Origin of the sequence: Anaerobiospirillum succiniciproducens DSM 6400 (genome assembly GCF_000482845.1) — a bacterium.
Taxonomy (GTDB): domain Bacteria; phylum Pseudomonadota; class Gammaproteobacteria; order Enterobacterales; family Succinivibrionaceae; genus Anaerobiospirillum; species Anaerobiospirillum succiniciproducens.
In genome coordinates this window covers 1-14,992 of the sequence record NZ_AXWV01000021.1, presented here as the reverse complement: position 1 = coordinate 14,992, position 14,992 = coordinate 1, and the positions used below count along the sequence as shown (strand labels likewise).

Genomic DNA, 14,992 nt, shown 5'->3' with positions numbered 1-14,992 from the left:
GTATAACAGTTTGCTTAATTACCTGGCCCTTGCTTGATTGACCACGTGGTGGCCTAAAGCATATTAGCGTCAGCTTTAAAGCATATTAGCGTAAGCTTTAGAGCATATTAGCGTCAGATTTAAAGCCCTTAAGCCATGATCTTATGAGAGCCTTTGGAGCTCGAGCTGGGATAAGAGGAGGACGATCCTCAATGTGTTTTAACAGCTCCATAGCCTCAAAGAGCCTATCAAGCTGCAGACGTTCTAAAACTGTTGCGCCACAGTAGTTAACTAATGGCAATTGCTCTACAGGAACATATGCCTTGTACTTGAGCACTTCTAAAATCAAAGTGCGCAAGAGTGACACTTGCTGTTGATTACTTAGTGCCTTAAGTGCACTCATAACCTCAACTTCATAAGCATCCCCGCGAGTGACTGATTGCACTAAGGCGTTTACCACCTCGGTTGCCTTAAGATCATCACCACTTAAGAGCATCTTCATTGCCGAAAGTGGAGCGTTAGCGCTTAAAGCTAAGGCAATTGCCGCACGCTGCTGTGTAATTGGGGTATTTAAACCTGCACACTGCTCTTTAGCTGCTTGCAATTGTGCATTGTACTCAGCCTCATCTCCATCAACACGGCGGATGATTGGAGGCACTTGATTAGATGGATTCATGAGGTAGGCAAAAGCCTGCTCAACAGGAACATCCTTAATCATCATCTTAGAAGCACGAGAGAGAATGGTTGGCAATAAGACCTCAAGTGACTTAGTCAGCATGATGATGAGGCTATTCTTACTTGGCTCTTCAAAGGTCTTCAAGATAGCGTTAGCAGCACCTTCGCTCATCAGCTCAGCACCAGCAATAATTACTACCTTGTAATGAGAACCACCAACTGCAGACTCATTTAAAAAGCCTGTGATTTTACGCATGGTGTCAATGCGCATGGTACGGGCTTGTTTGATCTCAGGTCTTACAATCAAGCCAGACAGATCATGCGTAAAGTCATAGCCACTTGATTCTTCATCAGTGCTTGAGGTGTATGCCACCTTACAGTCCATATTAGTAAGACGTGCAAAGTTAGAGCACGATGGACAGCTATTACATGGGCCATGCTCAGATGGATGATGGCACAAGACGTATTTAGCCATTTCAAGAGCTAAAAGTTTGCCGCCAAGGCCCTCGTGACCAGCAATAATCACTGAGGATGGCATACGTCCAGCGCGAACTGAAGAGACAAACTGCCTGTAGTATGGTTCTAGCCATTCAAGAAGCATGTACTATCCTCATCTATTGAGTCAACGAAATCAAATGTCTATGAAAGTGGTGTTTGTTTTTTGCCTACTTTGCTTTTACAAGATGGGCAAACTTCTTATCTAAAGCAGCGCGTACGGCATTAGCTACACTCGCCTCATCAGATGAGCCGTCGATAAGGTAAACCTCATCTGTATGCTTAGCAGCATAATCTCTAAAGCCCTGACGAATGCGAGTAAAGAACTCTTCGGCCTCTTGCTCAAAGCGATCGCGAGCAGAACGGCGTAATACGCGCTCCATGCCTAACTTAACATCAACATCTAAAAGTAAAGTTAAATCAGGCTTGAAGTTGCCAATGGCAATCTCTCTAAGCTTAGAGATAGTCTCTAAATCAAAGCCACGACCAGCGCCCTGATAGGCAACAGTTGATAAGTCAAAGCGATCAGAGATAACAATCTTGCCTTGCTCGAGCATTGGTTTAATCAAGGTGTTAACCAGCTGTGCACGGGAGGCATACATTAAGAGCAGTTCTGAGATAGAGCAGAGATCTTCTTCGTGCTCTTTAGTCAAAAGGATGGAGCGAATACGTTCAGCTATCTTAGTGCCACCAGGCTCTCTAGTACACACTACATCATAGCCAGCAGCTTGGAAGTACTCTTTGACCGTTGCTATTTGTGTGGTCTTACCTGACCCCTCGCCGCCTTCTAATGTAATAAACAGACCGCGCTGTACCTTGTTATCCAAACCAGACGAACTCATTACAACTACCTAAAATGTTGCCTTAAAGTCTGTATGAGTTAAAAAACGCCAAGCTCATTTAACTCATAACACCCACAAAATCACACATTTTACCTTGTTGTGAGACAACATTACAGCTAAGTGCAATCTAATTGTTAACTTATAGCAACTGAAATTGCCAAAACAGTGGAGAGGCTAAAGAGAAAAGGCATTGATAAGAGCTATAGATGCAAGGATTCCATGCTCATTACTCTATGTAATTTGACAAATACAAAACAGCCTAGCGTATAGCTAGGCTGCTCATTTAACAATCAATGCTTACTTTAGTTACTATTGTGTAGCACCATTGCCAAGTTCAGCTGCAGCTTGTGCATCTGCCTCAGCCTGAGCTGCCTTTTCCTTGTAGTTTTTGACAGCTTTACGATACTGCGCCACAGCACGATTGTGCTCTTGTAAGGTGGCAGAGAAGATATGGCCTTCCTTTGGATCAGGACCACGTGCCACAAAGTACAGAGCATTGGTATTAGCTGGATTTAAGACCGCCTCAATTGATGCTGCTGAAGGCATAGCAATTGGGGTTGGAGGAAGACCCGCGCGAGTGTAAGTGTTATAAGGAGTATCCTTGCGCAATTGAGATAAGCGCAATGGGCCTCTAAAGTCAGGACTTACGCCATACATAACCGCTGGATCAGTTTGCAGACGAATACCTTTTTTAAGACGGTTGACAAAAACACCTGCGATTAACGGCAGCTCGCTTTCAATGGAGCTCTCTCTTTCGACTAATGAAGCTAAAATAAGTACATGGTATGGAGTAGGAGCAATGCTATCGATCTCCATATTGCGCTCGATATAGCGATCACGCATGTACTCAGCCATCTTAACTAATGACTTAGCCACTAATTGCACTGAGGTAGTCTTGCCTGGCTCATACTCATAAGTTGCAGGCATCAAAAGACCCTCTAGAGAGTCATGAGTGCCGCCTATTGCCTGCAGCAAGGTTTCATCAGATGCGCTTCTAACTAAGATTACTTTGATAAACTCAGATGGCTTGTTAAGGATCAGATCTAACTCAGGATCTTGAGCAACATCCTCACGTGCTTGAAGACGGCGCTTAATCATGGACAGATTCATGCCCTCAATCATAGACAGAGTTGGCAGCTGTACCTTGATGACATTGCCATCGCGCATATCAGCAAGTAACTGTGGCAGAGTTTTAACACCATCAACGGCGTACTCACCGCGCTGTATTACTGGATAGCTAAAGCGATTAATCTTGACCCAAGCGTTCAGGATATATGGATTAAAATCTTTACCAGCAAGCTCACGCACTACAGAGTTTAAAGTAGCTCCCTCTTTGAGCACATACGGCTCAGCCATAGCAGCAACTTGATAGGAGTTAACCTTAGTAACCTGATCATAGGCCCAATAAGCAGCACCAGCAGCTGCTGCAATGAGCATTACAAAGACAATTAGAAACTTACTAAGAATGCCCATTCCTTGTTTCTTTCCTTGAGGGATGTGAGGGCTTTGATTGCGCTCTCTTGCTTTGAGTCTTCTGTACTCTTGCACGGCCTGTTCGCGTGCTTTAAGCATAGCCTCACGCTGCTCTCTTTGATCCATTCAATCCACCATTACGGTCACTGTTGTGTTCGTTGAGGCATCAAAATAAAAGCTTAGATGCCACACTCACTATATTTTTATACTCAGAGAACGCCCGGTGCATCAGATAAGCAACTAGCCATTTCCTTTGCAAGCCTTTGTACTCATAGATGCAACGATGTAAAAACGCAAAATTAACCACTCTAAGCCTGTTTGTCAATTTTATGCGCACAAATTTGCGTATTAATACCATATTTAGCTCTCTTTCACGGCTAAATTAGCTAGCATAAACGCCCTGCCTCCCATGGCATGCTCTAACGCTAAATTAGCTAGCATAAACACCCTAGCTCCCATTGCATGCTTTACCGCTCAATTAGCTAGAGGAACACTCTGCATCTCATGACATGGGTTACGGCTCAATAGCTAGCAGAACACACTAGCTACCATTGCGTGGCCTAATGGTCTAAAGGCACAAGCGCCATCAAAGCAAGTGCAAGCAGATAATACCGTGCATTGCAAAATTAAAGCGAAACAACCACATCCTACCTGTTCCTACTCTTGCATAAAGATGATATTTATCTAATTCATAGACACTATTAATAGGCCTTTGTGCAGCAAAATCATGGTGCATAAGCCTCTGATGTAATGTCTTTTAAGTGCACTTGAAGATGTTTTGCATGCTTTGTGTGCACAAAAACGCCGCACGAAAGCACTTTTAGGGTAAAATCCTAGACCATATTTTTTGTGTTTGGCTCTAGGCATACAATCAGCCGCATTTTGAGTAGCAGCAAAGCATTAGACCCTACCAAGGGCCCTTGAGCACCATGCTCTTTCAAACTCACACTCACCTTGTGTGACGTAACATTACCCATGTTAGTGATTTGATAAGGCCTTTAGTTTAATGCTTATGCTTGGTGGCTCTGATATTCACGCTCGCTTACGGGCCAAGCCATGCCCAAGGATGTTAGTTAATTAACCTCACATCATTGGGCATGGCCTGCAGTCAGATAGAACGAAAAAGTGTCGAACTGCTGGAGTATGAAGGCTCGCTCACAGTCGAACACAAAGTTTGTATTTCCCTATTCCGACGAGATCCTGTATTTATGGAAATGGACAAGACATACCAACCGGAAAATTTTGAAAGCAAAATTTACCAGAACTGGGAAGAGCGCGGCTTCTTCAAGCCAAGCTTAGACGCTACTAAGAAAGCTTTCTCCATTGCACTTCCTCCTCCAAATGTGACTGGCTCTTTACACATGGGCCACGCATTCCAGCAGACCATCATGGATACCATGATCCGTTACCACCGTATGAAGGGTGATAACACTTTATGGCAGTGCGGTACTGACCATGCTGGTATTGCTACTCAGATGGTGGTTGAGCGTAAGCTTGCAGCTGAAGAAGGTCTTACCCGTCATGATCTCGGTCGTGAAGAGTTCATCAACCGTATTTGGCAGTGGAAAGAGCAATCTGGCGGTACCATTACCTCTCAGATGCGTCGTTTAGGTGATTCTGTTGATTGGACCACCGAGCGTTTCACCATGGACGAAGGTCTGTCCAAGGCTGTTTTAGAAGTATTCGTTCGCTTATACGACGACGATCTTATCTACAGAGGCAAGCGCTTAGTTAACTGGGATCCTAAGCTGCGCACTGCGATCTCTGATCTTGAAGTTGAGAACAAAGAAGTTAAGGGCTCAATGTGGTACATCCGTTACCCATTAGCTGACGGTGCAAAGACTCAAGACGGTAAGGACTACCTCTTAGTTGCTACTACCCGTCCTGAGACCTTGCTTGGTGATACTGCAGTTGCAGTTAATCCAGAAGATGAGCGCTTTAAGGATCTCATCGGCAAGTACATCGTTCTGCCATTAGTTGGCCGTCGTATCCCAATCGTTGGCGACGAGCACGCTAACATGGAAACCGGTACTGGCTGCGTTAAGATCACCCCAGCTCACGATTTTAACGACTATGCTGTGGGCAAGCGTCACAAGCTGCCTATGGTTAACATCTTCACTGAAGATGCTGTTGTGCGTGATCTCTCTGAGGTCTTTGACACCAATGGCGAGCCATCTACAGAAACTACCGATTATATCCCTGAGGCTTATCGCGGCGTTGAGCGTTTTGAAGCTCGTAAGCTCGTGCTTAAGGATCTTGAGGAGCAAGGTCTGCTCGACCACATCGAAGATCACACCTTATCCCAGCCTTTTGGCGATCGTGGTGGTGTACCTATCGAGCCTATGCTAACCGATCAGTGGTATGTACGCGCTAAGATCTTAGGCAAGGAAGCTCTTGAGGCTGTTGAAGATGGCCGCATCAAGTTTGTTCCTGCTCAGTACACCAACATGTACTACTCTTGGATGCGTGATCTGCAAGACTGGTGTATTTCTCGTCAGCTGTGGTGGGGTCACCGTATTCCTGCTTGGTACGATGAGAATGGCAAGGTCTACGTTGCTCGCGATGAGGACGAAGTTCGCTCTAAGTACGGCTTAAGCGCTGATGTTAAGCTCACTCAGGACGAAGATGTATTAGATACTTGGTTCTCCTCAGCTTTATGGACCTTCTCTACCTTAGGTTGGCCAGACAATACCGAAGCTATGAAGATGTTCCACCCAACATCTGTTTTAGTTACCGGTTTTGACATCATCTTCTTCTGGATTGCTCGCATGATCATGATGACCATGCACTTCATCAAGAACGAAGACGGCACCTCACAGGTTCCATTCCACACCGTATACGTAACTGGCCTGATTCGTGATGAGGAAGGTCAGAAGATGTCTAAGTCAAAGGGTAACGTACTCGATCCTATCGACATGATCGACGGTATCTCTGTTGACGATCTCGTTGCTAAGCGTACTGCTAATATGATGCAGCCTCAGATTGCTGAGAAGATCGCTAAGCGTACTCGCAAGCAGTTTAAGGACGGCATTGCTCCACACGGTACCGACGCTCTGCGCTTTACCTTAGCTGCCTTAGCCTCCAACGGTCGTGATATTAACTGGGACATGAAGCGTCTTGAGGGTTACAGAAACTTCTGTAACAAGCTGTGGAATGCTTCTCGTTTCGTACTCATGAACGTAACTCAAGACAAGTTAGTTGCTCCAAGCGAGTCTGACTTAAGCCTTGCAGATCGTTACATTCTCTCTAAGCTCTCTGAGTGCATTGAGAATGTTGAGAACTACATGAACTCCTATCGTTTCGATCAGGTTGCCGCAACCATTTACGAGTTCATTTGGAATGAGTACTGCGACTGGTACCTTGAGTTCACTAAGGCTATCTTAAAGGACAACAACGCCACCCAGGCTCAAAAGGATGCTACTGCCTACACCTTAGTAAATGTCCTCGAGACCATTTTACGTATGGCACACCCAGTCATCCCATTCATCACTGAGACCATTTGGCAGCAAACCGCTCCAATGCTCGGCCGCATGAACGATGACAAGAGCATCATGACTGCTCCATATCCTTGTGCTTGCGACTACAAGCGCGACGAAGAGGCTGAAAAGGCCATTGCATGGATTAAGGACTTCATTACCTGCGTACGTAACTTACGTGCTGAGATGAAGGCATCCCCTGCTCTTACCTTACAGGTTATGCTCCGTGGTGCTGGCGATCTTGAGAAGAACTGCGTTGAGAACCACACTAGCTACTTAACCTTACTGAGCAACATTGAAAAGCCAACCTTCGTAGGTTCCGATGATGCTCTGCCTCCATGCGTATCTAAGCCATTAGCTACTGCTGAAGTTTTAATTCCTATGAAGGATCTCATCAACAAGGAAGAGGAGCTCAAGCGTCTTGGCGATATGGCTGCAAAGCTTGAGAACATGATTAAGGGCGGTGAGGCTAAGCTTCAGAACGAGGCTTTCGTATCTAAGGCTCCTGCTAACATCATCGAAGGTGCTAAGGCTCAGGTTGCTTTAAATAAGGAGCAACTTGCTAAGCTGCACGCTCAGATGGAAGAGCTCAAGAAGCTCTAATCATAATTAGTAAGGATACGCCTTATCCTTAATTCCATCAGATCATAAGAACTGATCTGAGCTCTCAAAAAACGCCGCACTCATAAGAGTAGCGGCGTTTTTTTTATCCACAGAATCATCAAGAGAAACACGCATATGCCTTAGCTCGATGCGTGATAAACCGCATACTTTAAGCATCCTCTGCAAACATTTGCCACCACAACTAGTACAATCATCTAAAAAATATCTTAGATAAGTGACACTCAATTGCCAAGGGCATGAATACCTAGCATAGCCCATATTTTCAGGAGGGTAGCATTATGATTAACGGCGATCCTAACGATTTCATCGAAGTCGTCTACAGTGGCCAAGATATACCTTTCTTGTTTCGAGGACAAAAGTTCTGGTTTCAGGGCTACAACCAGAATGGCGGATGCCATATGGAAGTGATGGAATGCTTTCCACCGTATAACCTTCGTTGGGAACACGATGATGTTACCTATCAAGTCTGTGGTGATGCTTTTCAGAAAGCTCCTATGTTTGATGGCAAAACATTCTGGGAAGTCGAACATGAAATTGAATGGTTAGATGCGTAGCTCGAGCATAGCTACTTACCATTCAAGCCTCTATCCACAAGAACATGTGTAGCATCTTTGATGCAGCAACTATGTTCTGAAGCTAAAGATCATGATCTTAAGTTCAAGCACTTCTCAAGGTCATGATCTTTAATTTAAGTACTTTACAAGATCTTGAGATTAACGCGGAATCTGCACTGACATTCCGTCAGATAATGAGCCAGATTGAACCTCAAAGTAGCCTGCATCAATGCCAATAGATCGCAAATCGTATGAGGAGAGCTCACCTACCTGCTCGCGACCACACTGAATCGGTCTGCTGTCGTTCTTTAAGCGTGATACATCCATGCCGTTAAGGCTTACATTGACGCGCTTAGGCAAGCCTAAGATCATCACTCCTGCCACACCATTTTGCACGCCTAGTACTTGTACTTTTACTACATCATATGAGGCATCTTTCTTTAGGCTGTAGAACAAAGCACAAGGATCTACAGCGGCACTTGCCATAGTTGGCAGTGCAGCAACAAGAGCCATAGAACTACCTAGCACAAGCGACACGATCTTTTTAGAAAGAATCATAAAACACCTCAACATTCTAAATGAGTAATGAATAGCATAACCTAAGATCTACAGCCTAATCTTAGCTGCAGAAGATCACTAACCTATCATTCCTAGCATCCGTATACGAGAGCAGCCTGTATCAATATGGCTACTCAATGCTCATTCAATACAGCACTACAGCTTATATGTACTATGGCATTGCAGCTATGCAAAGTTTTGTAAGGCAATACGTTTAGATGCTAAATGTCTCCCCATAAGTGCGCAATATGCTAGCCATTATGGTTTAGTGCCCTGTTTTTGGCTCAAATTTAGTGCGAAATAGCTAAAACCATAGTTCTATCCTTGTGAGCTTGTGATGGAGATGCATATTATTGATACATGATTTAGAGCACAAACCGTAAGGTTATCGGCTTACCTGAACTGACTATTGTCAGTGCCGCGTGCGCAACTTACATTGGCAATCAATTGCAAAGAAGGATAAGTCTCATGGAATTTGCAACTAAATGTCTTCGCGCAGGTTATCAGCCAAAGAACGGTGAACCAGGTGCCCTTCCTATCGTACAGAGTACAACTTACAAATACGACACCACTGAACAAGTTGCTAAGCTTTTTGATCTGCAGGCTGCAGGCTTCTTCTACAGTCGCTTAGCTAATCCAACCGTGGATAGTGTTGAGCAAAAGATCGCCGCTTTAGAAGGCGGTGTTGGTGCAATCTGTACATCATCAGGACAGGCCGCCGCGTTCCTGTCCATTATGAACATCGCGCAGTCAGGTGACCACATTGTCGCCTGCTCCAGCCTATACGGCGGTACTATTAATTTACTGGCCGTTACCTTAAAGCGTTTTGGTGTAGAAGTAAGCTTTATTGATGAGTCATTACCTAACGAAGAGTTGTCAAAGGCTTTTCGTCCAAACACTAAGGCCGTTTTCTCCGAGACCATTGCTAACCCATCTACTCGCGTTTTAGATATTGAACGTATTGCCAAGCTCGCTCATGACCATGGCGTACCTTTAATTGTCGACAATACCTTTGCCACCCCTTACTTATGCCGTCCAATTGAGTACGGTGCAGACATCGTAATGCACTCCACCACTAAGTACATTGATGGCCATGCTTTAAGCGTAGGTGGCGTAGTAGTTGACTCTGGCAATTTCGATTGGCTAGCTCACAAGGATAAATTCCCTGAGTTTGCTCAGCCTGATGAGTCCTATCATGGATGCAAGTATGTAGAGGCCTTTGGTAAGGCAGCTTATATCGTTAAAGCTCGTGTACAGCTCATCCGTGATCTTGGCTTTTTACAAAGCCCGCAGAACGCTTTTTACATCAACCAAGGTTTAGAGACCTTACCTTTAAGAATGGATCGCTACTGCTCTAATGCTTTAGAAGTTGCTAAGTTCTTAAAAGGTAATGACAAGATCGAATCTATATTCTACCCAGGCCTCGAAGATCATCCAGATTATGAACTGGCCCAAAAGTATCTTAAGAAAGGCAGCTCTGGCGTAATCTCTTTTGATATCAAGGGTGGTCGTGATGCTGGTGCTCGTTTTATCGACAGTCTCAAGCTTATCGACCTTAAGGTTCACGTAGCCGATATCAAGTCATGCGTGCTTCATCCTGCCACTTCAACACACCGTCAGCTTACTGATGAGCAGCTTGAAGCTTGCGGCATTAAGCCTGGCTCAATTCGTCTGTCCGTTGGTCTTGAGGATGTTGCCGATATCATTGCTGATCTTAAGCAGGCACTTGAGCATGTCTAGCACTAGTTAAACTTAGAATCTAAAACAAATAATTTAGCCAAGTATTGCTTCACTAAGAAGCCAAGTACAAGGCTCAAACAGAACCACTACACAAAATAACACGTCTTAGATGGCGTGTTATGCGTATTAAGTCTAAAAAGGCCCTGAGTATTGCTGCTCAGAGCCTTTTTTCTTGGGTACAAATTACTAAAAAGCTAGTTACTTATCTTTAGCGTCCTCTAAAGATTTAGAACCTACATTCTAAGTAACTAAGCCTTAGCTGCCTTAAGCGCATCAGCTAAACGGCCCTTTACATTCTCAAAGCCACCATTACTCATCACCACTACAGTAGTGTTGTCATCAGTTGCTTTTACGACCTCATCAATTAAATCTGCGGTGCTAGTGTCAACGATATGAAGAGGCTTGGCGCAGTCTTTTACCAGCACAGACATATCCCAGCTTACAGCCTCATTGTGGTATACAAAAACCTCATCGGCATCGTTGAATGATGCACCAAGCAGTTCACTGTTGCCGCCCATTTTCATGGTATTGGAGCGAGGCTCAAATACGCACACAATACGGCGATCTTCGCCAACATGCTTACGTAAACCATCTAAAGTAGTTTTGATAGCAGTTGGGTGGTGAGCAAAGTCGTCATACACTTCTACAGTTCCGATCTTTGCGACTAACTCCATACGACGCTTTGGCATCTTGAACAGAGCCATAGCCTCTGCACCCTTAGCAAAAGGAACACCGGCCTCATGAGCTGCCAGTAATGCCATGAAAGCATTACGGGCGTTATGCATACCAGTGGCGTTGAGCTCAACTTCGCATTCTAAAGCACCTGAGGCATTGAGGATCTTAAACTTAGAACCATCAGCAGCAGTGATCTCAAGCTTGTATGGGCAATTGTCTGAACCAACACCAATGTCTTTAGACCACAGGCCCATCTTAATGGTGGAGAGGGCATTAACATCATCATATGGATAGATCACGGCACCGTTTGATGGAACGATACGTACCATGTGATGGAACTGCTTTTTGATATCTTCAATGGAGTTGAAGATATCGGCATGATCAAACTCAATATTATTGATGATGGCGATATCAGGGTGGTAGTGAACAAACTTAGAGCGCTTATCAAAGAAAGCACAGTCGTACTCATCAGCCTCAATAACAAAGTACTTGCTATCACTTCCACGAGCAGAGTAGCCAAAGTTCTCTGGAATACCGCCAACTAAGAAACCTGGATTTAAACCTGCATGTTCTAAAATCCATGTAAGCATAGCTGTTGTGGTGGTCTTACCATGAGTACCAGAAACAGCAAGCACAGTCTTCTCACGTAGGTACAGCTCCTCAAGGAAACCAGGGCCTGATACATACTTTAAGTGCTCATTAAGCATACGCTCAATTACTGGCATGCCGCGCTTCATGACATTGCCAACTACAATCAGATCTGGCTTAGTGTCAAGCTGCTCAGCTCCGTAGCCTTGGTAGATTTCAATGCCAGCCTCTTGGAGCTCATCAGACATTGGTGGATAGACATTTAAGTCTGAACCAGTAACCTTGTGACCTGCCTGCTTGGCAATTAAAGCGATACCACCCATGAAGGTACCGCAGATTCCTAGAATATGAATGTGCATGACTAGCGCTGCCTGAGCATCTGTGCATCAGCTTAAGCATATCCTCCACAAGCATGCCTAATATAATTAGGTCTGGCTGTTATCGGAGCTCTTGCTTAAATGAAGATGCAATAACAAAGAAGAATAAAATTGATTTTATGACCACAAAAATGGCCAGCATCCTCAAGCCTACGCGGCTGAAAATGACTGGCCTATTGTAGCAAAAGTGCTTAGCTTTAAGTATGTAAGCTTGCTATCTACGAACCTTAGCTTGACGCAATTAAGCTCTCTAAAAGCTTGACTGCTAATTGCTCGAGCAATGCTATGGTCTCCCCTCTAAGAGCTGTGCGCTGCAAACTCTATGGCATGACCTCTATGGGGAGATGATGACTATGGCTTTGGCATAGATGGCATGATGTTAGGGTCAACCACGCACTTTAAGTATGGCTCAAAGGCACGTGAGTAAGTTGCTACTGGCTTACCATCCTTATCAATCTCAATAGCATAGACAGCAACAGAGTTCTTCTCGCCCCACTCAACTGCTTTTTTAGCACCTAACACTAATAAACCAGTATCCACTGCATCGGTAATTAAAGCACTACGATCAATGACTGATACAGAAACAGTACGGTGGCTAATTGGCTTACCAGTCTTGGTATCGATGATGTGGGAGTAGAACTTGTCAGTATCTTTATCTAAGAAGAAGTTACGGTAAGAGCCAGCAGTTGAAATAGCCATAGACTGTGGGCAGGCAACGGCAAAAACCTTAGAACCTTGGCTTAATGGGTCTTCAATACCTACACGCCAGAGCTTACCATCAGGATTTGCGCCCTTAGTACGAATAGCACCAGCAACAGCAATCATGTAGTTTTCAACGCCCTTTTGATCCATGAGTGCAGCAAGCTCATCTGCAGCTAAGCCCTCACCAATGGTAGATAAATCAAGCTCAACACGAGGATCAGTCTTCTTTAAGAAAGCACCCTCATCACCTGCTCTGTAAAGACCAAAACGCTCTAAACCTACATACTCTAAGGTGTTCTTAATATCTTCTTCGCTTGGAGATCGGCTAATTTCACCTTTTGGACCAAAGCCCCACAGATTTACTAATGGGCCGACAGTTGGATCCATAGATTGTTCCACGCGACGAGACTGCATAACCACTTCTTCAATCACATCAGCTAAATAAGAGGTAATGATAAAAGAGTCAGTGCTCTTGAACTCATTAAAGCGTGCAATTTCAGCCTTTGGATCAAAAGTTGAGATGGCATCAGAAACTTTCTTGAAGACAAACTCAGCATCAGCACGTAAAGTCTCTTCACCGCCTGGATAGCCACCTGGTACGGTTACATAGTAGAAAGTGCCGAAAGTCTTGCCATCGATCTTAGTAACTTGATCGAATTTTTGTGTCAGAACATCGCTCTTTGGAACTTCTTTATCTCCACCGCATGCACTTAAACCTAAAGCGAGTAACGAGGCAACTACACATTTAACTGCCGTTGAAACAATAGAAGCTTTCACGATATTTATCCTTCACACAACAAATAATATGCGCCAATCAGTAAATCATCATTAACTTGATTACTAATCAGCAATCTTGAGTTATCAGCCTGTCGCTCGATCAACCGACGCTTGAGTATGAATAGCTCTATCGAACTAAGCATGAGTTAGTCAGGCATGAGTGTAAATTCAAGCTAATAGCTGACTAAAACGATTATGCCGCTTTTGAATCAATTTATAGAGCTAAAGAACGGGCAATTGCAAGTTAGACTAAAATTTTTGTCAGGCAAAATAAGCTCTTATGCCACTTGTCATGCCATTAAGTTCAATAGATAGCCCATGTAAACTAACATTGTAGCCATCTAGCTATTTAAGACAAAAAAAGCCTGCATTAGCCTTCAACCTAGAAGTGCTGTGCAGGCTTCGTGGGACAAATGACTATCAACCAACCTATAGGAGAACATTATGACAATCATCTAAGCAATCACGCTAGACAACACACTTTAGTCATTTGTCATTCTTTAAGGCGGCGAGTTTAGACTTCCTTGAAGCTAATTTCGCACTGACCAGTTGAACAACCGGTGCCTTGTAAAGCTGTCTTAGTAGTTAAATTCTCTTCAGTCTTAGTGAGGCAATTCTTAGTAGGCTTACGGTTCTTCTGGCCATGGAAGCCGCAACCGCTATTGCTACACATAGCGCAGCTGATGCCCTCTAAAATCTCATGGGCTTCACTTTCGCTCTTTAAGCCACCACGCTTGAAGATAAGTCCGAGTGATAAGAAAAAGATGAAGACACAGAAAATGCCGAAAGATACAAGATAAATCATACAAACCTCAAACTGTGCCGACTCAAACTAAAATCCTCTATCGGCGCTGCAATAACATAGCATAAAAAACCATAAATTCGCTTATACATGACAATTTTTAACGCATTAATGCCATCACATGTTTGAAGTTGTGACCACTAGCACCCCTTGAGTACGATGAATCTAACAACACAAGGCTATTAAATTCGCTATGAAGCTCTGGCCATAATCGTATGTTTGGCGGGATTAATTCACGCTATGAGCAAATAAAGTCCATATCAAATGGCTTTTAGATAGGCCAATTACACGAATGTATATGCAAATCTATTGAATAAAACTTTACCAAATCTTTGAACTATCAGAACTCTGCTCTAGTGTTTTGCAAAGTTCTGACGGTTATCTTGCGTATCCAAAGATATCATAGTTTTCTATGGCCAAAGAGTCTTAGGATTGGTATTCTTGCGGATAGCAGGATGTTTTTGACCATAAGGCATTGCTCCTATAAAGTTCCTTTTGAAATGGCCGCTTATCTTGTTTGGACTGCCACTAGGGCGACCTCTTCCTCTCTTTGGTGCATTTGGGTCTATCAAGCCGTTCTTAATCGCCTCGATGGTTTTCTTGTTTAGGCTGCCTTTTGGTCGTCCGCGACCTCTTTTAGGAGCATCCTGTACTA

General features: G+C 44.1%; 11 protein-coding genes. 3 read left to right on the top strand and 8 right to left on the bottom strand.

The genetic code is table 11. The features are described from left to right. Window positions 1–97: 97 nt before the first annotated feature. The 3 genes from H524_RS16325 to mltG all read right to left on the bottom strand — a co-directional run bounded on the left by H524_RS16325 (window position 98) and on the right by mltG (window position 3,590). Window positions 98–1,255, bottom strand: a complete 1,158-nt coding sequence (locus H524_RS16325; protein WP_027939207.1) for a DNA polymerase III delta subunit-related protein — start codon at window positions 1,253–1,255, stop codon at window positions 98–100. Window positions 1,256–1,319: 64 nt separating this feature from the next. Further along, entirely contained in the window at window positions 1,320–1,991 is a 672-nt protein-coding gene (tmk, locus tag H524_RS0103370) for a dTMP kinase (protein WP_027939206.1), read from the bottom strand. Between the two features lie 309 nt (window positions 1,992–2,300). Next, complete coding sequence (mltG, locus tag H524_RS16320; RefSeq protein WP_027939205.1) at window positions 2,301–3,590, bottom strand: endolytic transglycosylase MltG; 1,290 nt, start codon at window positions 3,588–3,590, stop codon at window positions 2,301–2,303. Window positions 3,591–4,678: 1,088 nt separating this feature from the next. Here mltG and H524_RS0103355 point away from each other — a divergent pair. Further along, window positions 4,679–7,543, top strand: coding sequence for a valine--tRNA ligase (locus H524_RS0103355; RefSeq protein ID WP_027939204.1), 2,865 nt, complete (start codon window positions 4,679–4,681; stop codon window positions 7,541–7,543). Between the two features lie 299 nt (window positions 7,544–7,842). Further along, the gene (locus H524_RS0103350) at window positions 7,843–8,118 is read left to right on the top strand and encodes a hypothetical protein (RefSeq protein WP_027939203.1); all 276 of its coding nucleotides are present in this window, start codon (window positions 7,843–7,845) and stop codon (window positions 8,116–8,118) included. 159 nt (window positions 8,119–8,277) lie between these two features. Here the strand turns inward: H524_RS0103350 and H524_RS0103345 are convergent, their stop codons facing one another. Further along, window positions 8,278–8,676, bottom strand: a complete 399-nt coding sequence (locus tag H524_RS0103345) for a hypothetical protein (protein ID WP_027939202.1) — start codon at window positions 8,674–8,676, stop codon at window positions 8,278–8,280. 468 nt (window positions 8,677–9,144) lie between these two features. On the opposite strand from H524_RS0103345, the gene H524_RS0103340 reads away from it, so the two are divergent. Next, window positions 9,145–10,416, top strand: a complete 1,272-nt coding sequence (locus H524_RS0103340; protein WP_027939201.1) for an O-acetylhomoserine aminocarboxypropyltransferase/cysteine synthase family protein — start codon at window positions 9,145–9,147, stop codon at window positions 10,414–10,416. Window positions 10,417–10,664: 248 nt separating this feature from the next. Here the strand turns inward: H524_RS0103340 and mpl are convergent, their stop codons facing one another. From mpl to H524_RS17415, 4 genes are all read right to left on the bottom strand, one after another. Continuing rightward, window positions 10,665–12,038 carry a UDP-N-acetylmuramate:L-alanyl-gamma-D-glutamyl-meso-diaminopimelate ligase gene (gene mpl, locus H524_RS0103335; RefSeq protein ID WP_027939200.1) on the bottom strand — a complete coding sequence of 458 codons (1,374 nt, stop codon included), beginning with the start codon at window positions 12,036–12,038 and terminating at the stop codon, window positions 10,665–10,667. A gap of 369 nt (window positions 12,039–12,407) precedes the next feature. Then, window positions 12,408–13,535 (bottom strand): FAD:protein FMN transferase, encoded by a 1,128-nt coding sequence (locus H524_RS14065; RefSeq protein WP_052338884.1) that lies wholly within the window; start codon window positions 13,533–13,535, stop codon window positions 12,408–12,410. A 514-nt stretch (window positions 13,536–14,049) separates the two neighbouring features. Next, on the bottom strand, window positions 14,050–14,340 hold the full coding sequence (locus tag H524_RS0103325) for a hypothetical protein (protein ID WP_027939199.1): 291 nt from the start codon (window positions 14,338–14,340) through the stop codon (window positions 14,050–14,052). 407 nt (window positions 14,341–14,747) lie between these two features. Further along, window positions 14,748–14,992, bottom strand: a 245-nt coding sequence (locus H524_RS17415) for a hypothetical protein (RefSeq protein ID WP_044121397.1), incomplete at its 5' end; no start/stop codon positions are given.

What these genes read in the sequence shown, in the direction of transcription:
- H524_RS16325 (WP_027939207.1), bottom strand. Translation starts at nt 1,255, where the DNA reads ATGCTTCTTGAATGGCTAGAACCATACTACAGGCAGTTTGTCTCTTCA.
- tmk (WP_027939206.1), bottom strand. Translation starts at nt 1,991, where the DNA reads ATGAGTTCGTCTGGTTTGGATAACAAGGTACAGCGCGGTCTGTTTATT.
- mltG (WP_027939205.1), bottom strand. Translation starts at nt 3,590, where the DNA reads ATGGATCAAAGAGAGCAGCGTGAGGCTATGCTTAAAGCACGCGAACAG.
- H524_RS0103355 (WP_027939204.1), top strand. Translation starts at nt 4,679, where the DNA reads ATGGACAAGACATACCAACCGGAAAATTTTGAAAGCAAAATTTACCAG.
- H524_RS0103350 (WP_027939203.1), top strand. Translation starts at nt 7,843, where the DNA reads ATGATTAACGGCGATCCTAACGATTTCATCGAAGTCGTCTACAGTGGC.
- H524_RS0103345 (WP_027939202.1), bottom strand. Translation starts at nt 8,676, where the DNA reads ATGATTCTTTCTAAAAAGATCGTGTCGCTTGTGCTAGGTAGTTCTATG.
- H524_RS0103340 (WP_027939201.1), top strand. Translation starts at nt 9,145, where the DNA reads ATGGAATTTGCAACTAAATGTCTTCGCGCAGGTTATCAGCCAAAGAAC.
- mpl (WP_027939200.1), bottom strand. Translation starts at nt 12,038, where the DNA reads ATGCACATTCATATTCTAGGAATCTGCGGTACCTTCATGGGTGGTATC.
- H524_RS0103325 (WP_027939199.1), bottom strand. Translation starts at nt 14,340, where the DNA reads ATGATTTATCTTGTATCTTTCGGCATTTTCTGTGTCTTCATCTTTTTC.